The following is a 22,872-nucleotide window of genomic DNA, read 5'->3' on the forward strand; positions in this document are numbered from 1 at the left end:
TTCCGTTCTGATCAAGCCGAGAGGGCGAGGCCTTCGCGCTCGGCCCAGGCGGACAGTTTGGCGGCGTCTTCAGCGGCGCCCGCCTCGCGCAGGCTGACGTAGTGTTCGCGCAGGATGTTCTCGGCCGCGCTTGAGGCGTGGCCGGTCCAGGCGGTGATCCGCGTCAGGCTGACATCGGCGTCGAACAGCCGCGTAATGCAGGTGTCGCGCGTGTCCTGCAGACGCTTCTCGGCGAAGGCGGGCGGCAGATCCCCGGCCTTGACGGCGGCGGCGCGGGCCTCGCGGAAGCGGCGGCTGATCGTCTCTGAGGTATGGCGCCGGGCGGTCGTGGGGTTCCACAGGAAAGGGGTTTCGCCGACGCGGCTTAGGCTCTGGGCCTCGACCTCGGCGCGGCGTCGATCGACCCGGCGCGCGATGGGCGGCAACAGGCCCGGCAGGGCTTCGAGCCCCTTGCGCTGGGTCTTGATGGGGACATAGCGCCAGGCCGCGCCCGACAGGGCCTCGATCGAGGCGGCGGCCACGTCGATCTGGCGGGCGCCGGTCCATAGGCAGACGGTCGCGGCGTCGGCCACGTCGGCGTATCCATTGGCGTCGCACCAGGCGACGAAGGCGGTTTCTTCGTTCAGCGTCCAGAAGACGCGGCGGCCCGGCGCGGCGGCGAGGCGAAGGCGCGCGACGGGTGAAGCGATCAGCCAGGGCGGATCCTGCATCGCCGCCCATTGGAACATGGCGCCGGCGGCCCCGACGGCGAGGTTGGCGCTGGCCGGCGACAGGCCATCGCGCTGGGTCATGTCGTCATGCCAGGCGCGGATCTGGCTGGGCGTCACCTCATCGGCGCGGCGGGCGCCGAAGCGGGCGATCAGCCGCTTGGACATGGCGCGATAGACCTTTTGCGTGCCGCGCGCGATCCGGCGCATGGCGGCGGCGTCGGCGAAGTAGCCGTCGACCATGGCCTGAACCGAACGCGGTGAGCGCATGAGGGCGTCGGCCACGCCGGGCTCGCGATCCTCCAGCACGGCGCGGGCGCGTTCGATCAGATCCGACACCAGCTCGCGCTGCCGCCGGGCGACGGGTTCGCTCGGCATGGGCGGCAGGCGGTCGAGGGCGGTGCGCAGCATGGTGCGCGCCTTGCCGCCCTGATCGTCGTCGCGCATGGCGTCGCGCACGAAGCGCGCCCACAGGGTGCGCGCGTCGGCCGCCGTGGTCGCCGCGCCCCGGTCCATCCACGCCCCCGCGTGGTCGCGCAGATCGACCCCCGCGAAGCCGCAGGCGCGATTGGCGGGCGATGGTTCCCAACGCGGGCGGCCGTCGCGCCATTTCAGGCCGTTGCGAAGGCCGGTCGGAGGGGCGGGCTTTCTGGACATGGGCGAAGTGTTAACCGGCGTTAGATGGGCGCGCCAGCCGTCAGGCGGCCAGCGACTTGCCCTGTTGAAGCTGCAGCGACAGGGCCTCGCCGAGGCCCCCGCCGATCTGGCGGCCGGCGTTACGGGCGGCGTCCTGGGTGGTGATGACGTCGAAGGCGGCGGCCAGCCGGGTGTGTTCGAGGCGGCCGCCCTTCTGGATGGCTACGGTCACCTCGGCGATGGTGAAGCCGCTCACTCCCCGCCCTCCTTATCCGAGGGGGTGGCGGATTGACGCTCAAGCTGCTCGATATAGCCATCGAGCCAGTCGGCTTCGTCAGCCAAAGCCAGATTGCCGAGCGACAGCCCGTGCTCATCCGGCATGGCTTCCCGAATGGTCTCTAGGCGACCGTGGATGCGGCGCAGGTAATAGGCCGTGTTGTCCATCACACCGCCCCCTGTTCGGCTTGCAGGGTGGTGAGGGCTTGGCGCCGTAATGTGGTCACGCGGTCCAACTCCTCGCGCGTCATGAACAGGACGCCGCGTTTTGACTGGTCCTCCTGGGCTTCCAACGCCTCCACCGCTACCCGCAGCGCGTCGGGGGCGGGGTGGGTGTGGAACTCCACGATTGACAGGATGCGATCAGGATAGTCCTCAAGCGGAACGTCCTGATTATCTGCGGCGCACAGGTTGTCGTAAATCTCGCGCTTTAGCTGAACCCTGCTTTTGATGGCAGCGCCAGCGAATAGCGCCGTGTCGTCAGGCAAGTCAGACGCCCTACCGTAATCGGTCCAAACGATCCCACCTTGTGAATTTCCCTTGCGCGACACGCGGGCCACCGGCTGCGCTTCCTCGCGGGCTGGCGGCTGGGCGCGGAGGGCTTCGAGACGCTCGGCAGCTTCAAGCATCAGGACGCCGCACCTGTCGCGCGCTTCTTGGTCCGCGTCTAAGTCCCACGTCTCGGCTCGACGCAGCCGGGCGGCTAAGTCATCCTCTCCCGCCTCTGCCGGGGCTTCCTCGCGGGTGGCGAGGGCGGCCTTGAGCGCACGGATGCGGGCTGATGCCTCGCGGGTCAGGTCGTCCCACAAGCTGCCTTTGATCCACTCGCGTCCGAACTTCTGGTGGTCCTCGACAGCTTTAGCGGCCATCTCAAGGATCTCATCTGCATCCACCGCCCCGCCTTCCGGCGCGGGGGCTGCGGAGAGGCAGTTGAACACATGATTTGCGATGCGCGTGGCTTCGTCGTCTTCAAGGTCGCGGTCCGGGTCGATGACCAGGACGGTCTTGCCGTTTTTGTCGACGATGGCGGCGTCGCCTTCTCGGCGCAGCGGCAGGGTGAAGGGGGGCAGGCGTCCAGTGGTCACAGGATGCGCTCCTTGCGGCAGAGGAAGAGGAAGGCGCGGTGCGCCAGATGGAGGAAGCGCCCGGCCATGAGCGGCCCGGCCGTCAGCCGCCGGCGGCCGCGAGGAGCGCGGCGGCGGGATCGGCCAGGGGGGCGGGAACGGCGTCGTTCGCCACGGGGCGGGCGGCCGAGGGGGCGACGGGCGCCGCCTCATGCGCGGCCCAGCGTCGGCCGTTGATGAAGTCGGTGACGGCGCGCAGGGCCCAGCGCGGGCGCTGGCCCTTCCCCCCGCCCAGAAAGGGCGGAGGGAAGCCGTCGAGGGTGCGCCAGTTGGACTGGAGCCAGTGGTAGCCGACGCCCAGACGGTCGGCGACGCCGCGCAGGTCGAGAACGTCAGCGGGCAGCATCAGGCGGCGTCCTCGCCCGCCGCCCCGATCGTGCCGGGGGCGTAGTGGCCCAGCGTCAGCTGGCCCAGGTGGCGGCGGGCTTCGTGCGTGGGCTTGATCCCGCCGCAGATCCCTGCCGTGGGCACGTCTTCGGCCAGGCCCGCCTGGATCCAGCCCTCCACCGTCGCCTGATCGACGTAGGGGGCGCCGTAGGTGGCGCTGTAGCCCTCGGCCGATTTGTAGAGGCGGCGGCTTTCGACCAGCAGGCGCAGCTCGCGCGCGCGGACGGCGATCGGGGCCGTCTCGGTTTCGATCTGAACCAGCGGATCGTTCGACGGGATCTCGGTTGCGACCTCGGCCGCCGTCACGGCGGCGTCGCCCTCGGCCTGGATCACCGGCGTCTGGCCGGCGGCGATCTCCTCGGCCGTGAAGGTGTCGGCCGGATCTGGGGCGTCGTCTGCGCTCGCCATGGCCGCATCCAGCTGATTGAGGATGGGCGCTTCGTCGACGCAAGCCGGGCAAAGATCATGATCAAGAACCCCGACCGGGTGTTCCTCGCCGCAGTGAACGCAGCTGGCGTGGGGGTCAGATCCGTCTTCGACCTTGCTCGTAGCTGCATTCGCCTCGTCTACCTCGCGCTCGATGGCTTCAAGCTTCTCGGCGCTGTCGCCGGGCGTGGTGCGGGCGTCAGCCAGGTCGTCCAGTTGTTCCGGCGGCGTTTGCTGCGCGTTCGGCGGGCCGTCGTCAGGACGGTTGGGATCGCCGTTGGCCGTGGCCATGGGCGCCGTCTGGTTGCCGGTCAGGGAGCCGCCGTCGTGGCCGTCGCCGTCGCGGTCCAGGGGGCGAGTACGGTGGGGTTTGCGGGTCAATGGATCGGCTCCTTGTTGATCGGGGTGACGCCCGGCTGCGCCGTGAGGGCCGCCATGGCCTGGGTGACGCGCGCCAGGCGGCCGTCGCAGCTGGGGCAGCAGGAAGCGCCTTCGGCGGCGCTGTCCCTGATGATGCTGAGCAACTCCAGCGCTGCAATTTCAGCCTCTTCTGGCGTGGCCTTGACGGCGAAGTCGACAGAGAAGGTGTTGTCTGCTTCGGCCTCTATGACGGCCACCAGGTGATGCTTCGTCGTTTTCTGCTGAGTGTGGTTCAGCAGCCTTTTCGCCGTGCTGATCAATGCAGGTTTCCTTTCGCGGCTTCGAGGGCGCGCGCGAAGGCGTCGGCCTCGTCGGTGCCGTGGCGGACGACGCTGCGCCCCTTGCCCGTCACGGGGTTGTAGTCGGGGCTGGTCAGGACGCAGACCTTGCGTCCGTTGACTTCGGGGTGGGCGCGGACGGCGGCCTTCCAGCCGGTCAGGCCCGCGTCTCGCACGGCGGCGGTGTGCAGATCGTCGCTCATGACAGGGCGCTCAGGATCTGGCTGAGGGCGAAGGCCCCGACGAAGACGAGGATGGTCGCGCGCGTCAGCTGCATGGCGCGGCTGGGGCGGCGATGGCGCGGCTGCCAGGCCACGACCGGCAGGGCCGGTTCGCCCAGGCGGTGATACTCGACCGGGGGCATGGCCTCCGGGTCGGGCGCGTAGGTGAAGAAGGGGGCGCTCATTGGCGGGCGTCCCAGGTCAGGGCGCCGAGATAGGCCAGGGCGACCGCGATGAAGGCGCAGGCGACGGCCGGGACGAGCGCGCCGAGATAGGCGTAGCCCGCGCCGCGCACGGCCTCGGCGACGGCCTGCGCGCAAAGGGCGGCAGCGGCGCAGCTGATTGTGGCCTTTCGGCCGGGGGCGGAAGTCCTGTCGGGCATATGGCCCTCCCGTTGGCTGAGGAGGGCATCAAGATGTTGTTCGGACGTAATGTCAAGACAGAGTGTCTATACATGGCTGCCTGCTATCGTGAGATAGGTTGGGTCATCGAATAGTGTTTGGCAGATGGGGCTATGGGGCGCGCGGATTTGCTAATCGGGTTCGGCGGATTGAACCTGCTGGTGGCGCTCGTTCTAGGCGCTGGGGCCTTGTGGCTTGGCCGACGCGATGCTGCGATGATCCGCTGCGCGGTTCGCCTCGCGCCGCTGGCGGCCCGAGCCGCCACTTCTGGGCTGCCGACGTGGAAGTTGTCCATCCTGGCGCTTCGGCGCGTCCTGTTGCCGGCTGAGGTGGCCCTCTTTGGGCTGGTTCTGGGCTGGGGCGGCCTGGCGGCGGGTGTGGTGGCCGCACTAGGGATGTGGGGGTTCAGCGTCGCCCGGGCGGGCCGTATCCTCTACGAGGGCGCTCCCGGTGATCCCTTGGAAGAGGGTTATCAGGGTTATACGGCTAGAGGGCTGATCGAGGCGGCTTTGATTGCAGCCGGGTATGTGGCTGCGTTTTCGTCGACCGTATTACTGGCGTTCGCGACCTGACGTTCAGCCGCGCCCGACGACGGCGTGCATGGCGGCGATCTCGTCGACGGCGAAGGACAGTTCGCTGTCGGGGTTCAGTTGGCGCACGGTCACGACGCCGTCGGCTCGTCTAACGAACCGCTTTAGGTAGCCAAACCCTTCGCTGGTGACGACGACGCAGTCCTGTTCTCGGGCTGGCCATTGATTTGGTGCGATATAGACGGTCTCGCCGGGCTCGTAGCGCGGGGACATGCTTTCGTCGGAGACTCGAAGGGCAAATGCGCCGCGAACATTGAGCTGATTGGGGTGGCGCGGCACCGCGCCGAGAAGGGTTTGTTCGGCGAAGGTTAGGCGCTCCGCGCTAGCTGCGCCCGCCCATCCATATAGCGGCACCAGGCCGGGCATGACCGCCACTTCGCCGCCGTCGTGGCTCTCGGGGATCTCGCCGCCCAGCCACTCCTCGATCCGGTTCCATTCGTGGCGCTGGATCTGGCGCTGGCCCTTGATGATGCGGGTGACCTGGGAGCCGTCGAGCCCCAGTAGTCGGCCCAGATCAGCGTTCGTCTTGCCTGCCCCGTAGATGCGATCGAACAGGGTGCGCAGTTCTGCGGTGGCGGGCTCGGCGCGGCGGCGTGTGTCGGACATGCGGACGACTTTGGACGAAATGTCCAAACGGCGTCCTTGACGCGGTTCGCAAATCACTTGAGCCATAAGTCCAGACATTGTGTCTGGAGAATATGTCAAATGTCGCCCGAGGGCAAATACAGCCCCGCTCAGCGGGAGGTGCTGCGCATCGGCACCACCAAAATCGCCTATTGGACGGGCCGCAGCGAGAGCGCGGTGTACAAATGGCTGACGCGCCGCCCGGCGTCCGCGCCGATCCCGCCTGAGCATCTGCCCGCTGTAGTCGAGGGTGCGCGCGCGGATGGGGAAGAGATCAACCTGACCTTGCTGTGGCCCGACGGGGTGCGCGTCCTTGGGGCGGCGGCATGACCCCTGTGGATCTGAACCTGCAGCGCTGGTTCCGCCTGATCGCCGAGGCGCACATGGCCGTGGAGAGCGGCGACGTGCGGTCGCTGGAGAAGCGGGCGACGGCGATGCGCGAGGCCCCGTCGCCCGCGCAGGGCGCGGGCCGGGCGGCGTGCAACACCTTTCGCTGGGCCTGTCTGTGGTTCGTCCATGCCGATGCGAGCCACAGGGCCGGGCTGGCCCCGACCCTGTTGACGATCGCCGCCCAGGTGGAGCGCGAGCTGACGCCGCTCGAGCCGGATCCGGTCGCGGTCGCGGCGGCGGCCAATGCGCCGGACCTGTTCGATCCGGCGTGGTCGCGGCGCGCGGACATCGGGGGCTGAACCATGGGGGCGTTTGAGCGCGAGGCCGGGATGCAGGCGGCCATCGATGCGGCGGGCGGGGTGCGTCCGCTGGCGCGCAGGCTAGGGGTTCACGCCAGCAGCATTTCGCGGATGCGGCGGGCGCCGCGCGACAGCCTGTTCGCGCTGGCGCGGGCCGCCGGGGTCGAGCCCGAGACGGTGCGGCCGGATCTGGCCGACTGGATCGAGGCCGAGCGGCGGCGCGGTTGGATGGAACGGGCGCGGGCGCGGTTCGCGATCAGCAGCGGGCTGGATGGGGCGTCGGCCAAGGTCAGCCGGAAGAGCGGCGAGGCGGCGGTGATGGACCTGCTGGACCTCGGCCTGGTGGTCGCGGCCGTGCGGTTCGCGGCGGGCGAGCGCGGATTGACGCCGGCGGCGGTGATGACCGCGCCGCGCGGCGGGGCGGGCGGCGCCCCGACCCCGGAACAGTCGGCGCGGTCGCTGGCCATGGGGCTGGCCGTCGCAGTCGGCCGGGTGTCGTCGGAGACGACAGCGCAGATCCTGGGCGTCACGCGCCAGGCCGTGGACAACGCGGCTGAGCGATACCTGCGCGCACGGGACGGGGACGACGACGCCGAGGACGGCCGGGTGATCGAGCGCGGCCGCCTGCGCAAGGCCAAGACGGCGGACGACAGCCTGTGGGACGCGCAGCGGCGGTTCGCGGCGCAGCTGGCGGGGGAGGGCGCATGATGAAGCTGTCCCTGACCAAGGTGGAGCGTCGTCAGGTTCAGATCGTGCGCGAAGAGCCGACGCCCTGGGGCCTGACGACGGTCGTGGAGATGGGCGGCAAGCATCTGTCGGTGCGGGTCTTCGCCCGCGACGGCGGAGTGTATCGCATCACCCTGAGCTGCACGCCGCGCTGCGGCGACAGCGCCGTGAACATGACCCGCCAGAAGGTGCGGCGGCTGCTACGCCTGATCAACGGGAGGGCGGGGTATTGAATAGCGATTATCGGCCGAACGTCGGCCGCCCGCTGGAGATCACGGTGCGCGAGATCTCGGCCATGCTGGCCGATCGGATCGACAGCGTTTGCCGGGCGCTGGGCCTGACCGGCGCCATCGTTCAGGGCGCCCTGTTGCCGCGCAATCCGACGCGAAACGACAGGAACCCCGGATCGTTCGTGATCCAGCTGTCGGGCCAGCGACAGGGGCGCTGGGACGAATACGCCACGGGCGACTGGGGCGATGCGCTGGATCTGGTGGCCTATATCCAGTTCGGCCGGGTGGACCGGGCGTCCAAGCGCGAGGCCCTGACCTGGGCCAAGCGGTTCCTGGGCGTCGGCGACGCCAGCCATATGGACCCGGCCCATTCAGCCAAGCTGCGCGCCGCGCGCGAGGAGATGGAGCGCAACACCGAACGGGCGCAGGCGCTGGCTCTGACCAACATGTCCAAGGATCGGCGGCGGGCGCAGGCGATGTTCCTGGAGGCCAAGCCGCTGGAGCCCGGCCTGCCGGGATGGACCTATCTGACCGAGGCGCGGGGCATCGACCTGAGCCGGCTGGAACGGTTGCCGTGGGCGGTGCGGTCGCACCACGCCATGCGCCATGTCGAGACGGACCGGACGGTGCCGTGCCTGATTTCGGCGCTGTTGTTCCCCGACGGGTCGTTCGGCGGGGTGCATCGGATCTTTCTGGAGCCGGACGGGCGGTCGAAGCTGCAGGCGGACCCGCATGTGGCGGTCAAGAAGATCTGGCCGCGCGGGTGGCACGGCGCCTTCATCCCGATCAGCCGCGGGGCGACGAAGCTGTCGCCGCGCGAGGCGGTGAAGAAGGGGCTGAGCGACGAATGCGCCTATGCGGAGGGGGTGGAAGACGCCTTCACCGTGGCACTGCTGACGCCGGAATGGCGGGTGTCGGCCGTGGGCGCCAGCGCCAACTTCGCCCATGTGGATCCGGCCGACAGCGCACGGGCGGTGATCGCCATCCGCGATCGGGATCCCAGCCGCAGGGTGCGCGATGGGGTGACGCGCAAGGTCGACGAGCTGAGGGCCAAGGCCGAGGCGCGCGACCTGCCGTTTTTCGAGAGCTGGCCCGCGCGCGGGTTCAAGGACTTCAACGACATGCTGCGCGGGGTGTGGTCATGAGCCGCCTGATCCCCGGCTCCAATCGGTTCAGGGGGCGAAACCCTTTCTACTGGGCGGAATATGACGCGCTGCCGCCGCCGGTGCGAAGGGTGCTGATGTATGCGCCGACCGATCTGGGATCGCGCCGCGCCCTGAACAACCTGCGAAGCGGCCGCACGGTGGCCGAGGTCTGCGCGATCGAGCGCGGCGTGGCCGCCGGCGTCACGCGACGCGACATTCTGGAGGCCTATGGGCCTGAGCACCCCTATCTGAGTAAACAGGCATGACGCCCGATCAAAGAAAGGCGGCGCGCAAGGCCGCCCAGGCCGAGGCCGAACGCAAGCGCAAGCGCGCCCTGGATCGACTGGACGGCGTAGAGCCGCAGAAGCCTGAGCCGCTGGATCCCGAACCCGATGCGGAGGTGGATCCCGAGGCGGCCGAGGAGGCGTTTGCGCATGGATCCATCGCGCCCGTGACGTCCGAAGAGGCGTTCATGGAGGCGCGGGCGGCCCTGCTGGACGTATCCACGCCCACGGACCGATCGGAGAAGGCCAAGAGGGCCGAGGCCGCCGCGCGTCTGGTGCAGGGGTTCAGCTGGGCGGCGGACGAGCTGGGCCTGCCGCCGCACATGCCGGTGCGGCCGTTGGGCAAGCGCAAGTCGCATATGTATTTCCTCGACCCGAACGACGAGTTCGTGGAGCTGTCGGCCGGAAAGCTGAACCAGCAGGGCGAGATCGACAATCTGTTCGGCCCGGCGATCGGCTATCTGTGGTCATTCTATGGAAAGCAGTCGTCCAACGGCGAGCTGCGCATCAAATACGAGGACGTGCGGCGCCACCTGACCGGGGCGTGCGGACGGCTGGTGGCGCGGACGGGGCTGTTCGACCCCATGCGCAAGGTGCGCGGGCGCGGGGCGTGGCGGACGGACGGCGGGGTGCTGGTGCTGCACCTGGGATCGCGGCTGTGGATCGGCGGCGTCGAACAAGATCTGGGCGAGGTCGAAGGCCACGTCTATGCGCGGGACGTGGACCTGTCGCCGCCGGCGTCGGCCGCCATGTCGGACGAACTGGCCAGTCTGTTCTTTGAGGCGGGCCTGCTGGAGGGCGACGATCGGTCCAAGGCGCCTGGCCGATGGATGCTGCAGGCCATGAAGACGTGGAACTGGAAGCGGCCCGAGCTGGATCCGCGTCTGGTGCTGGGATACGTCGTCTGCGTCTTTCTGGGCGCGGCGCTGAGGTGGCGGCCGGCCATCTATCCGATCGGGGACAAGGCGTCGGGCAAGTCGTCGCTGCTGGCGCTGGTCAAGGCGGTGCTTGGCGACCGGCTGATGGATCTGGCCGACCCGTCGGGGCCGGGCATCTATCAGTCGCTGGGGCTGGCGGCCATCGGCGTGTGGGCCGACGAGTTCGAGCAGGAGGGCGAGAGCGCGAGCGACGCCCGAGCGGCGGCGGTGATGCGCCTGGCGCGATACGCCTCGGACGGCAAGAACGTGGTGCGCGGCGGGGCCGAGGGCGTGCCGACCAACTATCAGGCGCGCGGGACGTTCGGGTTCACCGGCATCAACCCGCCACCCATGAAGCCCGCCGAGCTGAGCCGCATCGCCATGCCCATGCTGTCGCAGCTGACGGACGCCAGCGCATCGGCGCCCGAGCTGTCGGCCGCGCTGGGCGATGAGCTGGGGCGGCATATGCTGAGGCGGATCGTCGATCGCTGGCATGAGTGGCCGGACGTGCTGACGGCGTGGAGGGGCGTTCTGCTGAGCCACGGGCATGACAGCCGGGCGGCGGACACCTTCGGCACTCTGCTGGCGGCGTCGCATCTGGTGCTGGACGACGGGGTGCCGCTGTCGGCGCAGATCGACCCGCTGGCCAAACACCTGCCGCGCGCGACCATGAACGAAACGCAGGACGACCGGGCCAACTGGGAGAAGTGCATCGACCGCCTGTTGCAGGCCCAGCCGGATGCGTGGCGACAGAACAAGTATCGGTCGGTCGGGGAGTTCCTGACCGCCGTGCTGGACGATCGGCCGAAGGACGACGTGATGGAGACGACGCCGATGGCGGCGCGCGACCGGCTGGCGACGGCCGGGCTAGGGTTATGCACGCCCACGGGCGGGCCGTTGCAGGGCCGGTTGTGCCTGGCCGTGCCGTCGAACCACGTCGAGGTCGCCAAGCTGTTCGAACGGTCGCTGTGGGCCATGGGCGTGGGGGCCGTTCAGGGCGGCTGGGCCACTGCGCTGAAGTTCGCGCCGGACGACGTGGTGGATCACCGGAAACAGCGCGTGGACGGGCGTTCAGTGCAGTGTTCGCTGCTGGCGCTGGACAAGGTGATCGATGCGGCCGGCGACGGCGAGGCCCAGACCCAGGTGGCGAGGGCGGCTTAGAGAGGATGTCATGACAGTGAGAGAACTTATCGAGGCGCTGGGTCAGTTTCCCGACGACGCTATCGTTGCCTTGTATGACCACGACGAGGCGGCGCACCTCGCGATCGGATCAGTGACGGCCCTCGCTGGGGATGAGGCGTGGGGGCCATTGCTTGAACGGCACGAGCCGCCTGCACACGGTGTCGTGTTGGAATACTAGGCGCTTAATCAGGCTCCGAGCATGAAAAAGGAGGGGCTCGCCAGCGATCAGCTGGCGGGCCTCGACCCGTGCGGCCGACCAGGCCGCACACCCTTTGACCTTCCCTAAGCTGTCGAGCGCAGCGCGCCGCAGGCGCGCGGTGCGCGCTCGACCCCGAACCCCTGACCCCATTGGCTCAGAAGCGACGGCGGCCGCCAGTGGCGCGGGATGCGGCCTTATCCATCCCACCCACCCACACCCCGACCCTTTGGTGGAGAGAAGGCAGGGCGGCAGGCGTAGAGTTAAGAATAACTCGCAAAGCTTAATCCCGAGGCGCGGGCTTGACTTGCCACAGGGTGCGGGGGGAAGGTCGCGGTTCAGGTGATCGCGCGTCGCCTGTTCCGGGTGTTCCGGCTGTTCCGGCCTGAGGCGGAACAAAAAAAGCGCGCAAATCCAACAACTTAGATTGCTGTTCCGGCTGTTCCGGCTGTTCCGGGCGGTTTCTACATGCGCGCGCTTATTCGCGTGACGCCCTCGCGTGTGTGCGCGCGCGATGATGATTTTGATGGAACACCCGGAACAGGTGGAACAGACCTTTAAAAGAGGTGCGCCGCTTGGCTTTGAGCCTGTTCCGGCCATGCGCCGAGGCGTCGGAACAGCCGGAACGTCGGCGGCGTTGCGCCTCGTCGCCCTAGCCGATGCTGCGCCTGAATAAACAACGAGGGTGATATGTCCGGCGGGGTGCGCACGGCTTTGGATCAGGCAGTGGAAGGCGAGGCGGGCATGGGCGAGATCGTCCAGGCCGGTCTGTTCGAGGAACTGGAGCCGTGCGAGACCGGCGCTCTCGACGCGCCATCGCCGCTGTCGGCCGCCCTGCCTTCGGCCGGGCGCAGGCCCGGACGGCCCAAGGGGTCGAAGAACCGGCGGACCGAGGCCGTGACAGCATGGCTGCTCCAGCAGCACCGGCACCCGCTCGCGGTCATGATGGAGGCCTATTCCATGGCCCCGGCCGCCTTCGCCAAGTCGATCGGGATCACCAATCCCGACGCTGACACCCTGCTGGACATCGTGAAGCTGCAGCTGCGCATGGCCGAGGCCGTCGCGCCCTACGTCGCGCAGAAACTGCCCCAGGCGGTGCAGTTCGAGGGCGGAGCGGCCCTGACGCTGAACTTCGGCGGCGTCCACCTGGGCGGAGGAGGGGTCTCCAGTCCCGCGCGCGGGGAGGCTTCGGAGATTTCCATGGGCGCTGGGATGGCCGTTCGGCTGGGCCAAGTCGGACGGGAAAAGTCGGACGCCGATCTAGACGACTGATTTCAAACAGCTTTGCCGGTAACGGGACGTTAGCGGAGCGCCCCCTCCAGAGGAGGCCTCCCCCCAAACCCGGCGCGGCAACCCCTTATGTGGGTGCGTTCCCGCACTATTCGGCGTTGCCGATTTGGAGGGCCGTCGAACCTGCAACCTGCCCCGAGGGTCCGGGGTGCGGGTTCGGAGATAGGGCGTGTTCGACGCCAGGACTTACATTCCCGGCGGAGCGAAGCTTCAGGCGTTCCACGAGAGCAACGCTTTCATCCGCTTGATGGCAGGGCCGATCGGATCTGGCAAGACCGTGGGTGCGGGTGTCGCCGAGCCGTTCTTCACGGCCATGACGCAGAAGCCTGACAGCAACGGCGTCAGGACGGCCGTGGTCGGGGTGCTGCGCGACAACTATCGCAACCTATACGCCACGACGATGAAGACGTGGCTGGACTGGGTGCCGAAGGATTTCGGCCACTACACCGGCTCGGACGATCGCCCGGCTGTGCATGAGCTGGAGTTCCCAGCGCCGTTCGTGGATGGGACGCCCGGCGGCGGCCTGTGCCGGCTGCGGGTCGAGTGGCGGGCGCTGGGGACGCATACGGTCGAGGCGACCTGTCGCGGCTGGGAGCTGCACGGCGCTTATGTCGACGAGGCGGATACGACGCCGTTCGAGGCGATCAGTTTCCTGGCCGGGCGGGTGAAGCGCGGCGGGCGGAAGGAAACGCGCGTGTCGCGCGGCGTCTGGGTGACGTTCAACAAGCCGGATACCGACCATCCGCTGTTCGATCTGTGCGTCGATCAGGCGGCCAGCCATCGCGAGAACGGGACGGAGTTTTTCGACCAGCCCTCGGCGATCTTGCCGGGCGGCCCGCCCTATGTGACGAACCCGCTGGCTGAGAACCTGGCGAACCTGGACGCCGACTATTACGAGGTTTCGGCTCGCGGCCAGCCCGAATGGTATGTGCGGCGGATGATCCGCAACCAATGGGGCGCGTCGGTCGCGGGCGAGCCTGTGTTCGGCGAGGTGGATCTGGATCGGCTGTTCTCGCCGGTCGAGCTGGAGCCTGAACCGGGGTCGGAGCTGTTCCTGGGGATAGACGGCGGCGGCACGCCGGCGGCGGTCATCTGCGGCCGTGACCGGATGGGGCGCCGGATCATCTACGCCGAGGTCGTGCTGACCGATCCGACGGACCCGCGCGGACGCCGCATCCTGCACGGGGTCGGGCCCAAGCGGTTCGCCCAGGCGCTGGGCGACACCCTGCATCCTCGGTTCAGCAAATGCCGGATCAGCATCGGCTGGGGCGACCCGGCGGCCTTCTATGGCGCCGACCGGGAGATGGGCGAGTTCGCGGATATCGAGATCGCCTGCAACCAGCTGAACATCCCGGTTCAGCCCGCGCCGTCGAATGAGCTGGGGCTGCGGCATGAGGCCGTGCGGATCCCCATGCTGCGGATCAACCAATACGATCAGCGGCCCGATCTGATCATCAATCCCTCGTGTCGTTGGCTGCGACGGGGCTTTGGCGGTGATTATCGCTGGGAGCCGCGCGATCCGAAGCAGCCGGCCAAGCGGCTGAGGGTCCAGAAGTCCAACTCGTCCCACGTCATGGAGGCGGGGCAATACGCCCTGCTGGGCGATCAGGGCCGAGCCGGGATCGTGGCGGGTCAGGCCTATGACGCGCACCGGCCCAAGGCGATGGCTCAGGGCGACGGTTGGAGCCAGTCGCCGGGCGGGGTGTGGACGCCGGGCGGCCTGTCGAGGCCGCAGGGCGGCAACGGCGGATCCTACAGCTCGGACTGGTCGCCATGGTGATGACGGTGGCCGAGGCCTCGGCGTTCGACATGCTGGAGACGCTGACGGACGCGGGGAGGGTCGGGCGCTTCACCCGCCAGCGGTTCGGCGAGATGGCGCGGCAGGTGTCCGAGGGCGCCGCCTTCGCCCTGCGCGACGGCGAGGGACGGCTTATCGCCGTGGCCGGGCTGTGGCCCGAGGCGGACCACGCCGAGGCATGGCTGGCGGTGGGGCCTGCCTTCCGCGCCAACCTGCGCGGGGCGATGAGGCAGTTGGGCGCTCTGCTGACGGGCGTGGCTGAGGGATCCGGGACGCAGGAAGTCCGGCTCTATGTCGCAAAGGCGCGAGGGGCGGAGCGCGTTGCGGGGACGCGGCTGGCCACATGGTCGGGCTTCATCCGGTCAGGGGAGGAGGCGACGCCCCTGGGTCCGGTCGAGGTCTATCGCCGCAGCTTCGGAGGTCCGCGCCATGGCCAATAGGGTGAAATCGTTTTTCGGCGGGCGGACACGCGAGCAGAAGTGGGCGCAGATCAACGCCGAGAAAGCCCAGGCCGAACAGCGCCGGGCGGCTGAGGAAGAGAGCCAGCGCGTGCGCGCGGAACGGGCTGCATCCGGCCGCCTGATGCGTGGCGCGGGGCGGCGTCAGCTGAGCTGGCAGGGCAATGAAGCCGGGCTGGCCCCGACGCTGGGGGGCTGATCGACCGTGGCCGCCTGGAACGCCAAGACGATCAATGAACGCAGCGAGGCCGCCTTTCAGGCCCGCAAGGCGATGCAGCCCTATATCGAACGGGCGCTGCAATACGCCATGCCGTGGCGTCACCCGCGCGCGAAGAGCGGGGCGATTTTCGAGGGCTTGTTCGACAGCTCGGGCCTGACCGGGGCGCACAAGTTCCCCGGCCGGGTGCAGCAGGACGTCACCCCGCCGTCGCAGCGCTGGTATCAGCTGGAGGCCGGGCCTCTGGTGGCCGAGGAGCATCGCGAGCGCGTCAATCGTCAGCTGGATCTGGCGACGACGGTGTCGCACCGCATCCTGGACGCCTCGGGCTTTCACAAGGCTTCCAAGGAAAGCTACGCGGATCTGGGCATCGGGACCGGCGCCCTGCTGGCGCTGGAAGGGGACGACAACGAAATCATGCGCTGGCACGCGGTGCCGCCGTGGCAGCTTGGGATCGAGGAAGGCCCGTCCGGCCGGATCGACAACGTCTACTGGAAGCGGACCTATCCGGCGTGGCAGTTGCCGCGCCTGTGGAAGGAGGCCCGCTGGCCCGAGGCGATCGCGCGCAAGGTGCGCGAGGAAAGCCGCGATCCGGTGATGATCCTGCAGGCCAGCTATTACGACGTGGAGATCGCCGCCTGGCGCTACGCCGTGGTGTGCTGCGAAAGCGCGGCGTCGGGCGAGATCGTCGCCGAGTTCATCAACCGCACCAATCCGTGGAACATCTTCCGCTGGTGGACGACGCCGGACAGCCCGTGGGGCGTCGGTCCGCTGATGCTGACGCTGCCGGACATCATGACCGCGAACAAGGCGGTGGAGATGATCCTGAAGGCGGCGGCCTATTCCCTGGCTCCGCCCTTGATGGTGGCCCATGACGGGGTGGTGAACCCCGACACCCTGCGGGTCGCGCCGCACGCGCTGATCCGGGTGGCGCGCACAGGCGGGCCGGTAGGGGCCTCGATCCAGCCTCTGAACATGAACGGCCAGGTCGATCTGGCTCAGCTGGCCTTGACGGACGTGCGCCAGTCGATCGCTCAGCACACCCTGAGCCGCCAGCTGCCACCCGAGAGCGCCAGCGTGCGCAGCCCGACCGAGATCGTGGAGCGGATGCGGGACTTCGCCTTCGACACCGGCTCGGCCTTCGGCAGCTTGAACTATGAGTTCGTGCCCAATGTGGTCGCGCGGGTGCTGGACATCGCCGACCGCAAGAAGATCCCCGGCATGGATTTCGAGGCGCTGAAGATCGACCAGCTGGTGCTGCAGGTGAAGATCACCGGCCCGCTGGCCCGGTCGCAGTCGCTGGCCGATGTCGAGAGCGTGGCCCGCTATCTGGAGATCCTGAACGCCTTCCTCGGCCGCGAAGGCATGATGGCGGTCGCCAATGTCGAGGAGCTGCACCGGCTGCAGAGCCTGCTGGGCGCGCCGAACTGGATCAACCGCCCGGCCGCCGACCGCGAGAAGATGCTGGAAGCTCTGGGCGAGGCGGCGGCGTCGGGCGCGCCGATGCCGGAAAGCGATCCGGCCGGACAGCCTTCGCTGAAGCTGGTGGCCTGATGAGCTGGTGGAAACCGAAATGGCTGACAGACTTCCTGCTGGATCAGGTGTTGGAGCCGTCCGCGCAGGCTGCGCTGATCGCGCCGGTTCAGGCGAACCGCCGCTTGCTGGACGAGGTGTGCGATTGGGTGCGCGGCGGGTCGCGCGTGGACGAGGAGACGCTGGCGGCGATGACGTTGGCGGCCGAGGACGCGCGGCTGATCGCCGAGGCCTTCACCGGTTCGGACGGCGAGAAGCGGTTGATGATCCTGGCGCGGATGACGGTGCTGCGCCCGCCGGTGGACGTGACCATGCCCGCCGGGACGCGCGACGCCTACGCCCAGCTGCGGCAGGGGCAGGACAGCATCTTCGCCGGCGTCGTCCGCTACCTCGATATCCACACAGCTCAGAAGAGGACTGAAGAGCATGAGCGATCCCAATCCAACGCCCAGCCTGGCGCCGAACCCGGATCCGACGACTGGAGCGCCCCCAGCGCCTACGACCCCGGCGGCCTCGTCGGAGGGCGGTGAGCCGCTGCTGGATCCGAACGCGCCGCCGGCAGACGGCCAGCCGGATCCCGCGCCCGAGCCGACGCCGGAAGAGGCGGCGGCCTCCGCGCGCGCGGCCGTGCCCGACGCGGCGGACGGCTATGCGGTCAACCTGTCGGACGACGCCCGCGAGAAGCTGGGGCTGACGGACGGCGACCCGCTGGTGGCCGAGCTGTCGAAGTTCGCCCACGCCCAGGGCAAGCCCCAGGGCTGGCTGGACGACGTGATGGAGGGCGCGGCCGCCCTGGCGGAAGCGGGGCTGTTCGACGGCGGGTTTGATCCGGCCGCCGAGGCCGCGGCGCTGGGGGAGAACGCCGAGGGCCGCCGCCGCGAGGTCGAACTGTTCGCCGAGAGCCTGAAAGGCCGCGGCGAAATTGACGACGGCATGTTCGGCGAACTGATGAGCCTGTCGCCCACGGCGAACGGCGTGAAGTTGATCGAATGGATGCGAGGGCAGATGGGCCCTGCAGGCCAGATCCCCAAGCCTGACGGCGAAGCTGTCAGTTCGGAGGACGCCGCGATTTCCCGCGCCAAGGAGATGCGTCGAGATCCCCGATATGAGACGGACCGCGCCTATCGAGCCCAGGCTGATGAGGCCTGGCGCGCGGCTTATCCGGGTTCTCGCTGATCCGCGTTGCAGCCGCTGGAGCCGACCTAGCCTCAGCTTCGTCAACAGCTCCGGCGGCATCGCCGGCCAAATGAGGAAGACAGCGCGATGACCGCAAACATCAAGTCCTGGTTCACCCCGAAGTATTTCGATGAGGTGCACCACGCCTATCAGGGCGACCGCAACAAGCTGGGCGATACGGTCTCCGGCGGCGGCACCTTCGTCGGCGACAAGGCCTATTTCCCGCGAATGGGCGCTGTCGACGTGTATGACAGCCCGGAGTTCGCTCGCCTGATCCTGGCGAATGTCGGGCAGGATTTTATCGAGCTGACGGCCAAGCCGAAGTTCATCGCCTTCGGTCTGTGGGATCCCAACGCCCACAAGTACACGCTGAACACCGCCGCCGAATACGGCAAGGCCGGAGCGAAGGCGATCATCCGGGGCGAAAATCAGTGCATCATTGATGCGTTGAAGGAAGCGGCCGCGAACGGCGTCAAGAAGATCGGCGGCGCGCCTGGCGAGGTGGATCAGGTCCACACGATCGGCGACTACGACACCGTGGCGACGCTGAATGACATCGCCAACGGCATCGCTCACCTGGGCAGCCAGGAGGCATTTGAGGGGGAACAGGTCACGTGCCTGCTTCCGTTCCGCAACAAGATGCAGTTCGCGCTGGATCCCTACATGGCGTCGAACGACGTCAAGGAAAACATGCCGTGGAACGATCTGAGCTGGCGGCGTAACGAGCGGACCGGGGGCAACGCTGATGGCACCGGTGTTGATCTGTGGCTGTACGCCAAGTCCGCGCTCGTCTCGGGCTACAACGACAAGCCCACGAAGATCGACGAGCGAGACGGCGCCGCGCTGACGGATATCATCGGCGAGTGGTTCCAAGCGGCCGCCGCTGCTCGCGACGCCGCCGGCATTGTTCGGATCAAGTCCAAGGCGAACTTCGTCCTCTCCCGCGAGCCAACCCCCGTTTCCGGTCTGGTGGCGGCCGCCTAATCCCCGGTTCCTCCTGAGCCGACTTGGCCCGCGTCCTGAACGGGCGCGGGCCGTTCTTTTTCGAGCGGGGCCGCCATGCCATTCACCGATCTGGACGTCTGCAATCTGGCCATCGACCGGGTGTCGGGGGATCGCATCGACGCCCTGGATGAAGAGAGCCCGCTCGGGGCGTTCTGCTTCGTCAACTATCCGCACAAGCGGGATTTCATCCTGTCGAAGTATCGCTGGACCTTCGCCAACGCCGTGGCCCTTTTGTCTCGCGTGGATCCGGCGGCCGATCCGAACGAGCCGCGTCCGTGCGAACACAAGTTCGCCAAGCCTGGCGATCTGGTCGGGGCGGTGCATGACTGGCGGGTATCGGCCGATCCTGCGGCCTCGCGCGGGCGGCCCTATGTGATGGAAAGCGGCGGCTTCTTCTGGAGCGACACGGCGCCGCTTTACGTCGAATACACGGCCCTGCGCCGAGAAGAGACGTGGCCCGCGTGGTTCCGTCAGCTGGTGGTGACGGCCTTCGCCGCCGACCTGGCCGACTTCTGCCAGCTTTCGACCAAGGCGCGCGATCTGCGCAGCGAGGCCTGGGGGACGCCGGGCGAGAATGGGGAGGGCGGCCTTTACGCCAGCGCCCGCAATGAAGACGCCCGGCTGGCGCCGCAGCGCCAGTTGATCGCGGGCGTGGACGCCGGGCCTCTGGTTCAGGCCCGTTGGGCGGGCGGTTCGCCCTTCGCCGGGCGCAGTTGGGAGGTTCAGGGCTGAACCATGCCGCAGGAGATCCTGAGACAATCCAACTTCAACGGCGGCGAGCTGTCGCCGCAGGCGGTGGGGCGGCGCGACCTGAAAGCTTACGCCTCGTCGCTGGCGCTGTGCGTCAATATGCTGCCGATGGCCGAGGGGCCGATCCGGCGTCGGCCGGGCCTGAAGCACGTGGATCTGGTTCGCAACCGATTGCAGCGTGTGAACGTGACGGCAGCGATGTTGAATGCGCCGAACGGAGGCGCGTCGGCAGAGGTGCTGGGCGGGGTCGGTATGGAGACGACAACGGCCCTGGGCGCCAGCGAGGGCTATGTCGTCCTGGCCATCGACTTCGGCGCGCCGGTCGAGGTCGGGATGGTCGATCTGGTGGACTTCCTGATCAAGTCGCCGAGCGGCGGCGGGGGCGGTGGAGGAGGTGATCTGGATCCGCTGCCGGATCCGACGCCGCCGCAGTATCCGTGGAACCCGCCCTTTGATCAGCAGGTGAACATCCCATGACCGTTCCCGTCACCCTGGTGAAGGAACTGGCGCTGCAATATCAGAATGGCGCTGGGCAGTGGATCACGGCCGCCCGTTGCGACGTGGGGGCGGTGCTGCGCACGCGGCGGCTGGCCTTGCCACCCGGCCGCCAGGTCGCTGCGAGACATTGGCGGATCGTCCGTCTGAACGCGGATCCGGCGGCTCCCGTCGATCTGGGAGATGCGGTTATGCGACTGACCCGCGTCGAGGTTCGTCGCGAGACGGGGGCGCTGTCTCCATTCCGTCGCTGGGCGTTCGATTTCGACACCGGCGATCAACGTTACGGCCTGGTGGCCACAGACGGCAATGTCGAGGTGTATCAGCGCGGCGTTCGCGTGGCTTCGATCGCCTCGCCCTACACAGCCGCCCGCGTGCCAGACGTGAAGCGGGCTCAGATGCTGGACACCCTGCTGGCGTTCCACCCCGACGTGGCGCCCTATCGGTTTGCGCGTCAGGGTGCGCACAGCGAGTGGGACAGTCGGCCGCAGGCGTTCGAGAACATTCCCAGGTTCGACTACGACGGCACACGCGCGGGAGGGGTCAGCGAAGTCCAGCAGCTGTCGTTCGCCGATTTCCTGGCCGGGGAGACCTTCAATCTGACGTTGGAGGGACAAACGACCGGCGCCATAGCCTATAGCGCGTCGATGCCGGCCCTGGCCGCCGCAGTCGCCGCGGCGATGAACGCGCTGGACAATGTGGGCGCCAACGGCGTGGCCGTCACCAGTCCTTCGGACAAGGTGCTGCGTATCGCCTATCAGGGGAAGAACCGTAACGAAGACGTGGGTGAGATCGTCGCCCAGGTGCTGATTTCCGAAAAAGGGATCGTGCGCACCGCCACGGTGACGCAGGGCAAGGAAGGCGGCGAACCAGTCATCAGCGCGTCGAGGGGGTGGCCTTCGGCGGGCGTCTTTTTCGATAGTCGTCTGTGGCTGGCCGCGCCGCGATCTCGGCCGCAAACGATCATGGCCAGCCGCAGCGGCTTCTTCTTCGACCTGAACATCAAGGGGGCAGAGGCCGACAAGGGGATCAGCGTCGATCTGGCGACCGATCAGTCGACCCGGATCCTCAACCTGTTCGCGGGCCGCCACCTGCAGGTGTTCAGCCAGTCGGCCGAGTTCTTCTGCGCCAGTCAGCCGATCACGCCGCCGCCCGCCTTTCCGCGCACGTCGAGCGTCGGCCTGGCGCCGGGGACGCCGCTGTTGGAAATGGAAGGCGGGACGCTGTTCATCCAAGCGGGCGGAGATACGGTGTCTCACTTCGCCTATGAGGAAGGGGCGCAGAGCTACGTCGTCACGCCTCTATCGAGCTACGCGCCGCACCTGACGAAGGGCATCGTGGCGGGCGGGTTTCGGCGTCACCGTTCCACGTCGGAGCCGAACCTTGCGCTATGGGTCCGCGCGGACGGCACCGCCTCGGCCATGTCGGCCATACTGTCCCAGGACGTGCTGGGCTTCGCGCCGTGGACGACCGACGGCGTCTTCGTTGAGGCGGGCGGGGAACTGGCCGGCGAACTCTATGTCGGGGTTCGACGCGCGTCGGCGGGGGGAGACCGGCACCGCCTGGAAGTCCTGTCCGACGCCCACATGCTGGACGCCTCGGTGCGGATCGAAGGGCCCGCCACTGAGATCACCGGGCTGGAGCATCTGGAAGGGCGAACGGTCGCCCTTTTTGTCGATGGCGCGGACGAGGGCGACGCAGTGGTCACGAACGGTCGGGTGGCTTTGCCGAACCGGGCGGAACGTTGGGCGGAGGCGGGCCTTCTGTTCGTACCGCGTGGCCGGCTCCTTCCCATGGTTCTGCAACAGGATCCGCGCGGTGGGGCGTCGATGAAGGCGCGCGTGGGGGAGGCGGCGCTGCGCCTGGGACCGACCGCAAACCTGCGGCTAGGCATGACGGGCAAAACCCTGTGGCCGGTCAAGTTGAAGCGGCGCGGCGGCGTTGGCGACCAGGCGGCGTTGCTGGACCACGGGCCGGGAGAGGATGCGTTCGAGGGCTGGACGCGGGTTTATCCGATCCCCGGTTTTCAGGACGACGCCCAGATTGAATGGGAACAGCCGCGTCCTGGGCCGCTGGAGATCCGCGAGGTGGTGGTCACCGTCCAGTCCTGACGGCGCCCGGTCATGGGGCCTGACGGAGGTTCGGCATGAAGGCGGTGATGGCCTTTTCCAGCAAGGCGGCGGGCTTCGCCAAATCGGCTTTCGCCCAGGGCGGGCAGGCGAGCGGCGGCCAGGGCGGCGGCGCCTTGGGCGGGAAGCAGCTGGGCGGGATGAGCCGAGGGGTTTCGGCGGTGGCGTCCCTGATGGAGTTCGCCGGCGCACGTCAGCAGGCTGCGTCCATGGATCAGAGCGCCCGCGACGAGGCCATGGCCGCGCGCGGTGAATACATTCAGGCGGCCGAGAAGGTCAGCGCGATCGACAGCGAGTATAACGCGCTGGTCGGCCAGCAGCTGGTGGCGGCGTCGTCCATGGGGATCGACGCCGGATCCGGCAGCGTGATTGCAGCGCGGGAAGCGGCGCAGACCGAGGCCGATCGGGAACGCAACATCATCCGCAACTCGGCCGAGACGAACGCCCGTCTGCGCTACGCCCGGTCCGTCAGCCTGCGCGAAGCCGCCAAGAACGCCCGGTTCGGTTCGGCGCTGAAGCTGGGCCTGGACGTGGGGCAAGCCATCTTCGGGGGACGTTGAGC

31 protein-coding genes are annotated in these 22,872 nt (G+C 68.4%); 20 read left to right on the forward strand and 11 right to left on the reverse strand.

What is annotated here, in order from left to right:
- Nucleotides 1-11 precede the first annotated feature (11 nt).
- The 10 genes from V8J38_RS02590 to V8J38_RS02635 all read right to left on the reverse strand — a co-directional run bounded on the left by V8J38_RS02590 (nt 12) and on the right by V8J38_RS02635 (nt 4,857).
- Nucleotides 12-1,364: a hypothetical protein gene (locus tag V8J38_RS02590; protein ID WP_338577764.1), complete on the reverse strand. Its 1,353-nt coding sequence runs from the start codon at nt 1,362-1,364 to the stop codon at nt 12-14.
- Nucleotides 1,365-1,404: 40 nt separating this feature from the next.
- Nucleotides 1,405-1,599 carry a hypothetical protein gene (locus tag V8J38_RS02595; protein ID WP_338577765.1) on the reverse strand — a complete coding sequence of 65 codons (195 nt, stop codon included), beginning with the start codon at nt 1,597-1,599 and terminating at the stop codon, nt 1,405-1,407.
- Nucleotides 1,596-1,787: a hypothetical protein gene (locus V8J38_RS02600; protein ID WP_338577766.1), complete on the reverse strand. Its 192-nt coding sequence runs from the start codon at nt 1,785-1,787 to the stop codon at nt 1,596-1,598. The genes V8J38_RS02595 and V8J38_RS02600 overlap by 4 nt, the downstream gene beginning before the upstream one ends.
- Nucleotides 1,787-2,704, reverse strand: coding sequence for a hypothetical protein (locus V8J38_RS02605; RefSeq protein ID WP_338577767.1), 918 nt, complete (start codon nt 2,702-2,704; stop codon nt 1,787-1,789). The genes V8J38_RS02600 and V8J38_RS02605 overlap by 1 nt, the downstream gene beginning before the upstream one ends.
- 82 nt (nt 2,705-2,786) lie before the next feature.
- The gene (locus V8J38_RS02610; RefSeq protein ID WP_303717814.1) at nt 2,787-3,089 is read right to left on the reverse strand and encodes a hypothetical protein; all 303 of its coding nucleotides are present in this window, start codon (nt 3,087-3,089) and stop codon (nt 2,787-2,789) included.
- Entirely contained in the window at nt 3,089-3,937 is an 849-nt protein-coding gene (locus tag V8J38_RS02615; protein WP_338577768.1) for a hypothetical protein, read from the reverse strand. The genes V8J38_RS02610 and V8J38_RS02615 overlap by 1 nt, the downstream gene beginning before the upstream one ends.
- The gene (locus V8J38_RS02620) at nt 3,934-4,236 is read right to left on the reverse strand and encodes a hypothetical protein (protein WP_338577769.1); all 303 of its coding nucleotides are present in this window, start codon (nt 4,234-4,236) and stop codon (nt 3,934-3,936) included. The genes V8J38_RS02615 and V8J38_RS02620 overlap by 4 nt, the downstream gene beginning before the upstream one ends.
- On the reverse strand, nt 4,233-4,457 hold the full coding sequence (locus V8J38_RS02625) for a hypothetical protein (RefSeq protein ID WP_338577771.1): 225 nt from the start codon (nt 4,455-4,457) through the stop codon (nt 4,233-4,235). Before V8J38_RS02625 ends, V8J38_RS02620 begins: the two co-directional genes overlap by 4 nt.
- A complete protein-coding gene (locus V8J38_RS02630; protein WP_312294664.1) occupies nt 4,454-4,660 on the reverse strand; it encodes a hypothetical protein in 207 nt (68 codons plus the stop codon). Before V8J38_RS02630 ends, V8J38_RS02625 begins: the two co-directional genes overlap by 4 nt.
- Nucleotides 4,657-4,857, reverse strand: a complete 201-nt coding sequence (locus V8J38_RS02635) for a hypothetical protein (protein WP_303703372.1) — start codon at nt 4,855-4,857, stop codon at nt 4,657-4,659. The genes V8J38_RS02630 and V8J38_RS02635 overlap by 4 nt, the downstream gene beginning before the upstream one ends.
- Nucleotides 4,858-5,025: 168 nt before the next feature.
- Here V8J38_RS02635 and V8J38_RS02640 point away from each other — a divergent pair, with 168 nt between their 5' ends.
- Entirely contained in the window at nt 5,026-5,448 is a 423-nt protein-coding gene (locus V8J38_RS02640) for a hypothetical protein (protein ID WP_338577772.1), read from the forward strand.
- Nucleotides 5,449-5,451: 3 nt separating this feature from the next.
- Here the strand turns inward: V8J38_RS02640 and V8J38_RS02645 are convergent, their stop codons facing one another.
- On the reverse strand, nt 5,452-6,072 hold the full coding sequence (locus V8J38_RS02645) for a S24 family peptidase (RefSeq protein WP_338577773.1): 621 nt from the start codon (nt 6,070-6,072) through the stop codon (nt 5,452-5,454).
- 99 nt (nt 6,073-6,171) lie between these two features.
- Between V8J38_RS02645 and V8J38_RS02650 the strand changes: the two genes are divergently transcribed.
- The 19 genes from V8J38_RS02650 (at nt 6,172) to V8J38_RS02740 (ending at nt 22,870) form a co-directional block, all read left to right on the forward strand.
- Nucleotides 6,172-6,420, forward strand: a complete 249-nt coding sequence (locus tag V8J38_RS02650; RefSeq protein ID WP_338577774.1) for a hypothetical protein — start codon at nt 6,172-6,174, stop codon at nt 6,418-6,420.
- Nucleotides 6,417-6,779, forward strand: coding sequence for a hypothetical protein (locus V8J38_RS02655; protein WP_338577775.1), 363 nt, complete (start codon nt 6,417-6,419; stop codon nt 6,777-6,779). The genes V8J38_RS02650 and V8J38_RS02655 overlap by 4 nt, the downstream gene beginning before the upstream one ends.
- Before the next feature lie 3 nt (nt 6,780-6,782).
- On the forward strand, nt 6,783-7,487 hold the full coding sequence (locus tag V8J38_RS02660; protein ID WP_338577776.1) for a hypothetical protein: 705 nt from the start codon (nt 6,783-6,785) through the stop codon (nt 7,485-7,487).
- Complete coding sequence (locus V8J38_RS02665) at nt 7,484-7,738, forward strand: hypothetical protein (RefSeq protein WP_338577777.1); 255 nt, start codon at nt 7,484-7,486, stop codon at nt 7,736-7,738. The genes V8J38_RS02660 and V8J38_RS02665 overlap by 4 nt, the downstream gene beginning before the upstream one ends.
- Nucleotides 7,735-8,880 (forward strand): DUF7146 domain-containing protein, encoded by a 1,146-nt coding sequence (locus tag V8J38_RS02670; RefSeq protein WP_338577778.1) that lies wholly within the window; start codon nt 7,735-7,737, stop codon nt 8,878-8,880. The genes V8J38_RS02665 and V8J38_RS02670 overlap by 4 nt, the downstream gene beginning before the upstream one ends.
- The gene (locus tag V8J38_RS02675; RefSeq protein WP_338577779.1) at nt 8,877-9,146 is read left to right on the forward strand and encodes a hypothetical protein; all 270 of its coding nucleotides are present in this window, start codon (nt 8,877-8,879) and stop codon (nt 9,144-9,146) included. The genes V8J38_RS02670 and V8J38_RS02675 overlap by 4 nt, the downstream gene beginning before the upstream one ends.
- Entirely contained in the window at nt 9,143-11,242 is a 2,100-nt protein-coding gene (locus V8J38_RS02680) for a hypothetical protein (protein WP_338577780.1), read from the forward strand. Before V8J38_RS02675 ends, V8J38_RS02680 begins: the two co-directional genes overlap by 4 nt.
- A gap of 907 nt (nt 11,243-12,149) precedes the next feature.
- Nucleotides 12,150-12,731: a hypothetical protein gene (locus tag V8J38_RS02685; protein ID WP_338577781.1), complete on the forward strand. Its 582-nt coding sequence runs from the start codon at nt 12,150-12,152 to the stop codon at nt 12,729-12,731.
- Between the two features lie 187 nt (nt 12,732-12,918).
- The gene (locus V8J38_RS02690; protein WP_338577782.1) at nt 12,919-14,529 is read left to right on the forward strand and encodes a hypothetical protein; all 1,611 of its coding nucleotides are present in this window, start codon (nt 12,919-12,921) and stop codon (nt 14,527-14,529) included.
- Nucleotides 14,523-14,987: a hypothetical protein gene (locus V8J38_RS02695; RefSeq protein WP_338577783.1), complete on the forward strand. Its 465-nt coding sequence runs from the start codon at nt 14,523-14,525 to the stop codon at nt 14,985-14,987. The genes V8J38_RS02690 and V8J38_RS02695 overlap by 7 nt, the downstream gene beginning before the upstream one ends.
- A 1-nt stretch (nt 14,988) precedes the next feature.
- A complete protein-coding gene (locus V8J38_RS02700) occupies nt 14,989-15,204 on the forward strand; it encodes a hypothetical protein (protein ID WP_312054882.1) in 216 nt (71 codons plus the stop codon).
- A gap of 6 nt (nt 15,205-15,210) precedes the next feature.
- On the forward strand, nt 15,211-16,776 hold the full coding sequence (locus tag V8J38_RS02705; RefSeq protein ID WP_338577784.1) for a portal protein: 1,566 nt from the start codon (nt 15,211-15,213) through the stop codon (nt 16,774-16,776).
- Entirely contained in the window at nt 16,776-17,285 is a 510-nt protein-coding gene (locus V8J38_RS02710; RefSeq protein ID WP_338577785.1) for a hypothetical protein, read from the forward strand. The genes V8J38_RS02705 and V8J38_RS02710 overlap by 1 nt, the downstream gene beginning before the upstream one ends.
- Nucleotides 17,182-17,931 (forward strand): hypothetical protein, encoded by a 750-nt coding sequence (locus tag V8J38_RS02715; RefSeq protein WP_338577786.1) that lies wholly within the window; start codon nt 17,182-17,184, stop codon nt 17,929-17,931. Before V8J38_RS02710 ends, V8J38_RS02715 begins: the two co-directional genes overlap by 104 nt.
- Nucleotides 17,932-18,018: 87 nt before the next feature.
- The gene (locus V8J38_RS02720; RefSeq protein WP_338577787.1) at nt 18,019-18,915 is read left to right on the forward strand and encodes a phage capsid protein; all 897 of its coding nucleotides are present in this window, start codon (nt 18,019-18,021) and stop codon (nt 18,913-18,915) included.
- Between the two features lie 75 nt (nt 18,916-18,990).
- The gene (locus V8J38_RS02725) at nt 18,991-19,668 is read left to right on the forward strand and encodes a hypothetical protein (RefSeq protein ID WP_338577788.1); all 678 of its coding nucleotides are present in this window, start codon (nt 18,991-18,993) and stop codon (nt 19,666-19,668) included.
- A gap of 3 nt (nt 19,669-19,671) precedes the next feature.
- Nucleotides 19,672-20,163, forward strand: coding sequence for a hypothetical protein (locus V8J38_RS02730; RefSeq protein WP_338577790.1), 492 nt, complete (start codon nt 19,672-19,674; stop codon nt 20,161-20,163).
- Nucleotides 20,160-22,292: a hypothetical protein gene (locus V8J38_RS02735; protein WP_338577791.1), complete on the forward strand. Its 2,133-nt coding sequence runs from the start codon at nt 20,160-20,162 to the stop codon at nt 22,290-22,292. Before V8J38_RS02730 ends, V8J38_RS02735 begins: the two co-directional genes overlap by 4 nt.
- 47 nt (nt 22,293-22,339) lie before the next feature.
- Entirely contained in the window at nt 22,340-22,870 is a 531-nt protein-coding gene (locus V8J38_RS02740) for a hypothetical protein (RefSeq protein ID WP_338577792.1), read from the forward strand.
- The last annotated feature ends 2 nt before the right edge of the window (nt 22,871-22,872 follow it).

This window comes from Brevundimonas olei (assembly GCF_037055245.1).
Lineage (GTDB): Bacteria > Pseudomonadota > Alphaproteobacteria > Caulobacterales > Caulobacteraceae > Brevundimonas > Brevundimonas olei.

Excerpts from the sequence above, each read along its gene's own strand:
- V8J38_RS02645 (WP_338577773.1), bottom strand. The coding sequence starts at position 6,072 with ATGTCCGACACACGCCGCCGCGCCGAGCCCGCCACCGCAGAACTGCGC.
- V8J38_RS02715 (WP_338577786.1), top strand. The coding sequence starts at position 17,182 with ATGAGCGATCCCAATCCAACGCCCAGCCTGGCGCCGAACCCGGATCCG.
- V8J38_RS02685 (WP_338577781.1), top strand. The coding sequence starts at position 12,150 with ATGTCCGGCGGGGTGCGCACGGCTTTGGATCAGGCAGTGGAAGGCGAG.
- V8J38_RS02695 (WP_338577783.1), top strand. The coding sequence starts at position 14,523 with ATGGTGATGACGGTGGCCGAGGCCTCGGCGTTCGACATGCTGGAGACG.
- V8J38_RS02710 (WP_338577785.1), top strand. The coding sequence starts at position 16,776 with ATGAGCTGGTGGAAACCGAAATGGCTGACAGACTTCCTGCTGGATCAG.
- V8J38_RS02630 (WP_312294664.1), bottom strand. The coding sequence starts at position 4,660 with ATGAGCGCCCCCTTCTTCACCTACGCGCCCGACCCGGAGGCCATGCCC.
- V8J38_RS02590 (WP_338577764.1), bottom strand. The coding sequence starts at position 1,364 with ATGTCCAGAAAGCCCGCCCCTCCGACCGGCCTTCGCAACGGCCTGAAA.
- V8J38_RS02735 (WP_338577791.1), top strand. The coding sequence starts at position 20,160 with ATGACCGTTCCCGTCACCCTGGTGAAGGAACTGGCGCTGCAATATCAG.
- V8J38_RS02675 (WP_338577779.1), top strand. The coding sequence starts at position 8,877 with ATGAGCCGCCTGATCCCCGGCTCCAATCGGTTCAGGGGGCGAAACCCT.
- V8J38_RS02655 (WP_338577775.1), top strand. The coding sequence starts at position 6,417 with ATGACCCCTGTGGATCTGAACCTGCAGCGCTGGTTCCGCCTGATCGCC.
- V8J38_RS02650 (WP_338577774.1), top strand. The coding sequence starts at position 6,172 with ATGTCGCCCGAGGGCAAATACAGCCCCGCTCAGCGGGAGGTGCTGCGC.
- V8J38_RS02625 (WP_338577771.1), bottom strand. The coding sequence starts at position 4,457 with ATGAGCGACGATCTGCACACCGCCGCCGTGCGAGACGCGGGCCTGACC.
- V8J38_RS02610 (WP_303717814.1), bottom strand. The coding sequence starts at position 3,089 with ATGCTGCCCGCTGACGTTCTCGACCTGCGCGGCGTCGCCGACCGTCTG.
- V8J38_RS02730 (WP_338577790.1), top strand. The coding sequence starts at position 19,672 with ATGCCGCAGGAGATCCTGAGACAATCCAACTTCAACGGCGGCGAGCTG.
- V8J38_RS02600 (WP_338577766.1), bottom strand. The coding sequence starts at position 1,787 with ATGGACAACACGGCCTATTACCTGCGCCGCATCCACGGTCGCCTAGAG.
- V8J38_RS02680 (WP_338577780.1), top strand. The coding sequence starts at position 9,143 with ATGACGCCCGATCAAAGAAAGGCGGCGCGCAAGGCCGCCCAGGCCGAG.
- V8J38_RS02720 (WP_338577787.1), top strand. The coding sequence starts at position 18,019 with ATGACCGCAAACATCAAGTCCTGGTTCACCCCGAAGTATTTCGATGAG.
- V8J38_RS02635 (WP_303703372.1), bottom strand. The coding sequence starts at position 4,857 with ATGCCCGACAGGACTTCCGCCCCCGGCCGAAAGGCCACAATCAGCTGC.
- V8J38_RS02725 (WP_338577788.1), top strand. The coding sequence starts at position 18,991 with ATGCCATTCACCGATCTGGACGTCTGCAATCTGGCCATCGACCGGGTG.
- V8J38_RS02665 (WP_338577777.1), top strand. The coding sequence starts at position 7,484 with ATGATGAAGCTGTCCCTGACCAAGGTGGAGCGTCGTCAGGTTCAGATC.
- V8J38_RS02740 (WP_338577792.1), top strand. The coding sequence starts at position 22,340 with ATGGCCTTTTCCAGCAAGGCGGCGGGCTTCGCCAAATCGGCTTTCGCC.
- V8J38_RS02660 (WP_338577776.1), top strand. The coding sequence starts at position 6,783 with ATGGGGGCGTTTGAGCGCGAGGCCGGGATGCAGGCGGCCATCGATGCG.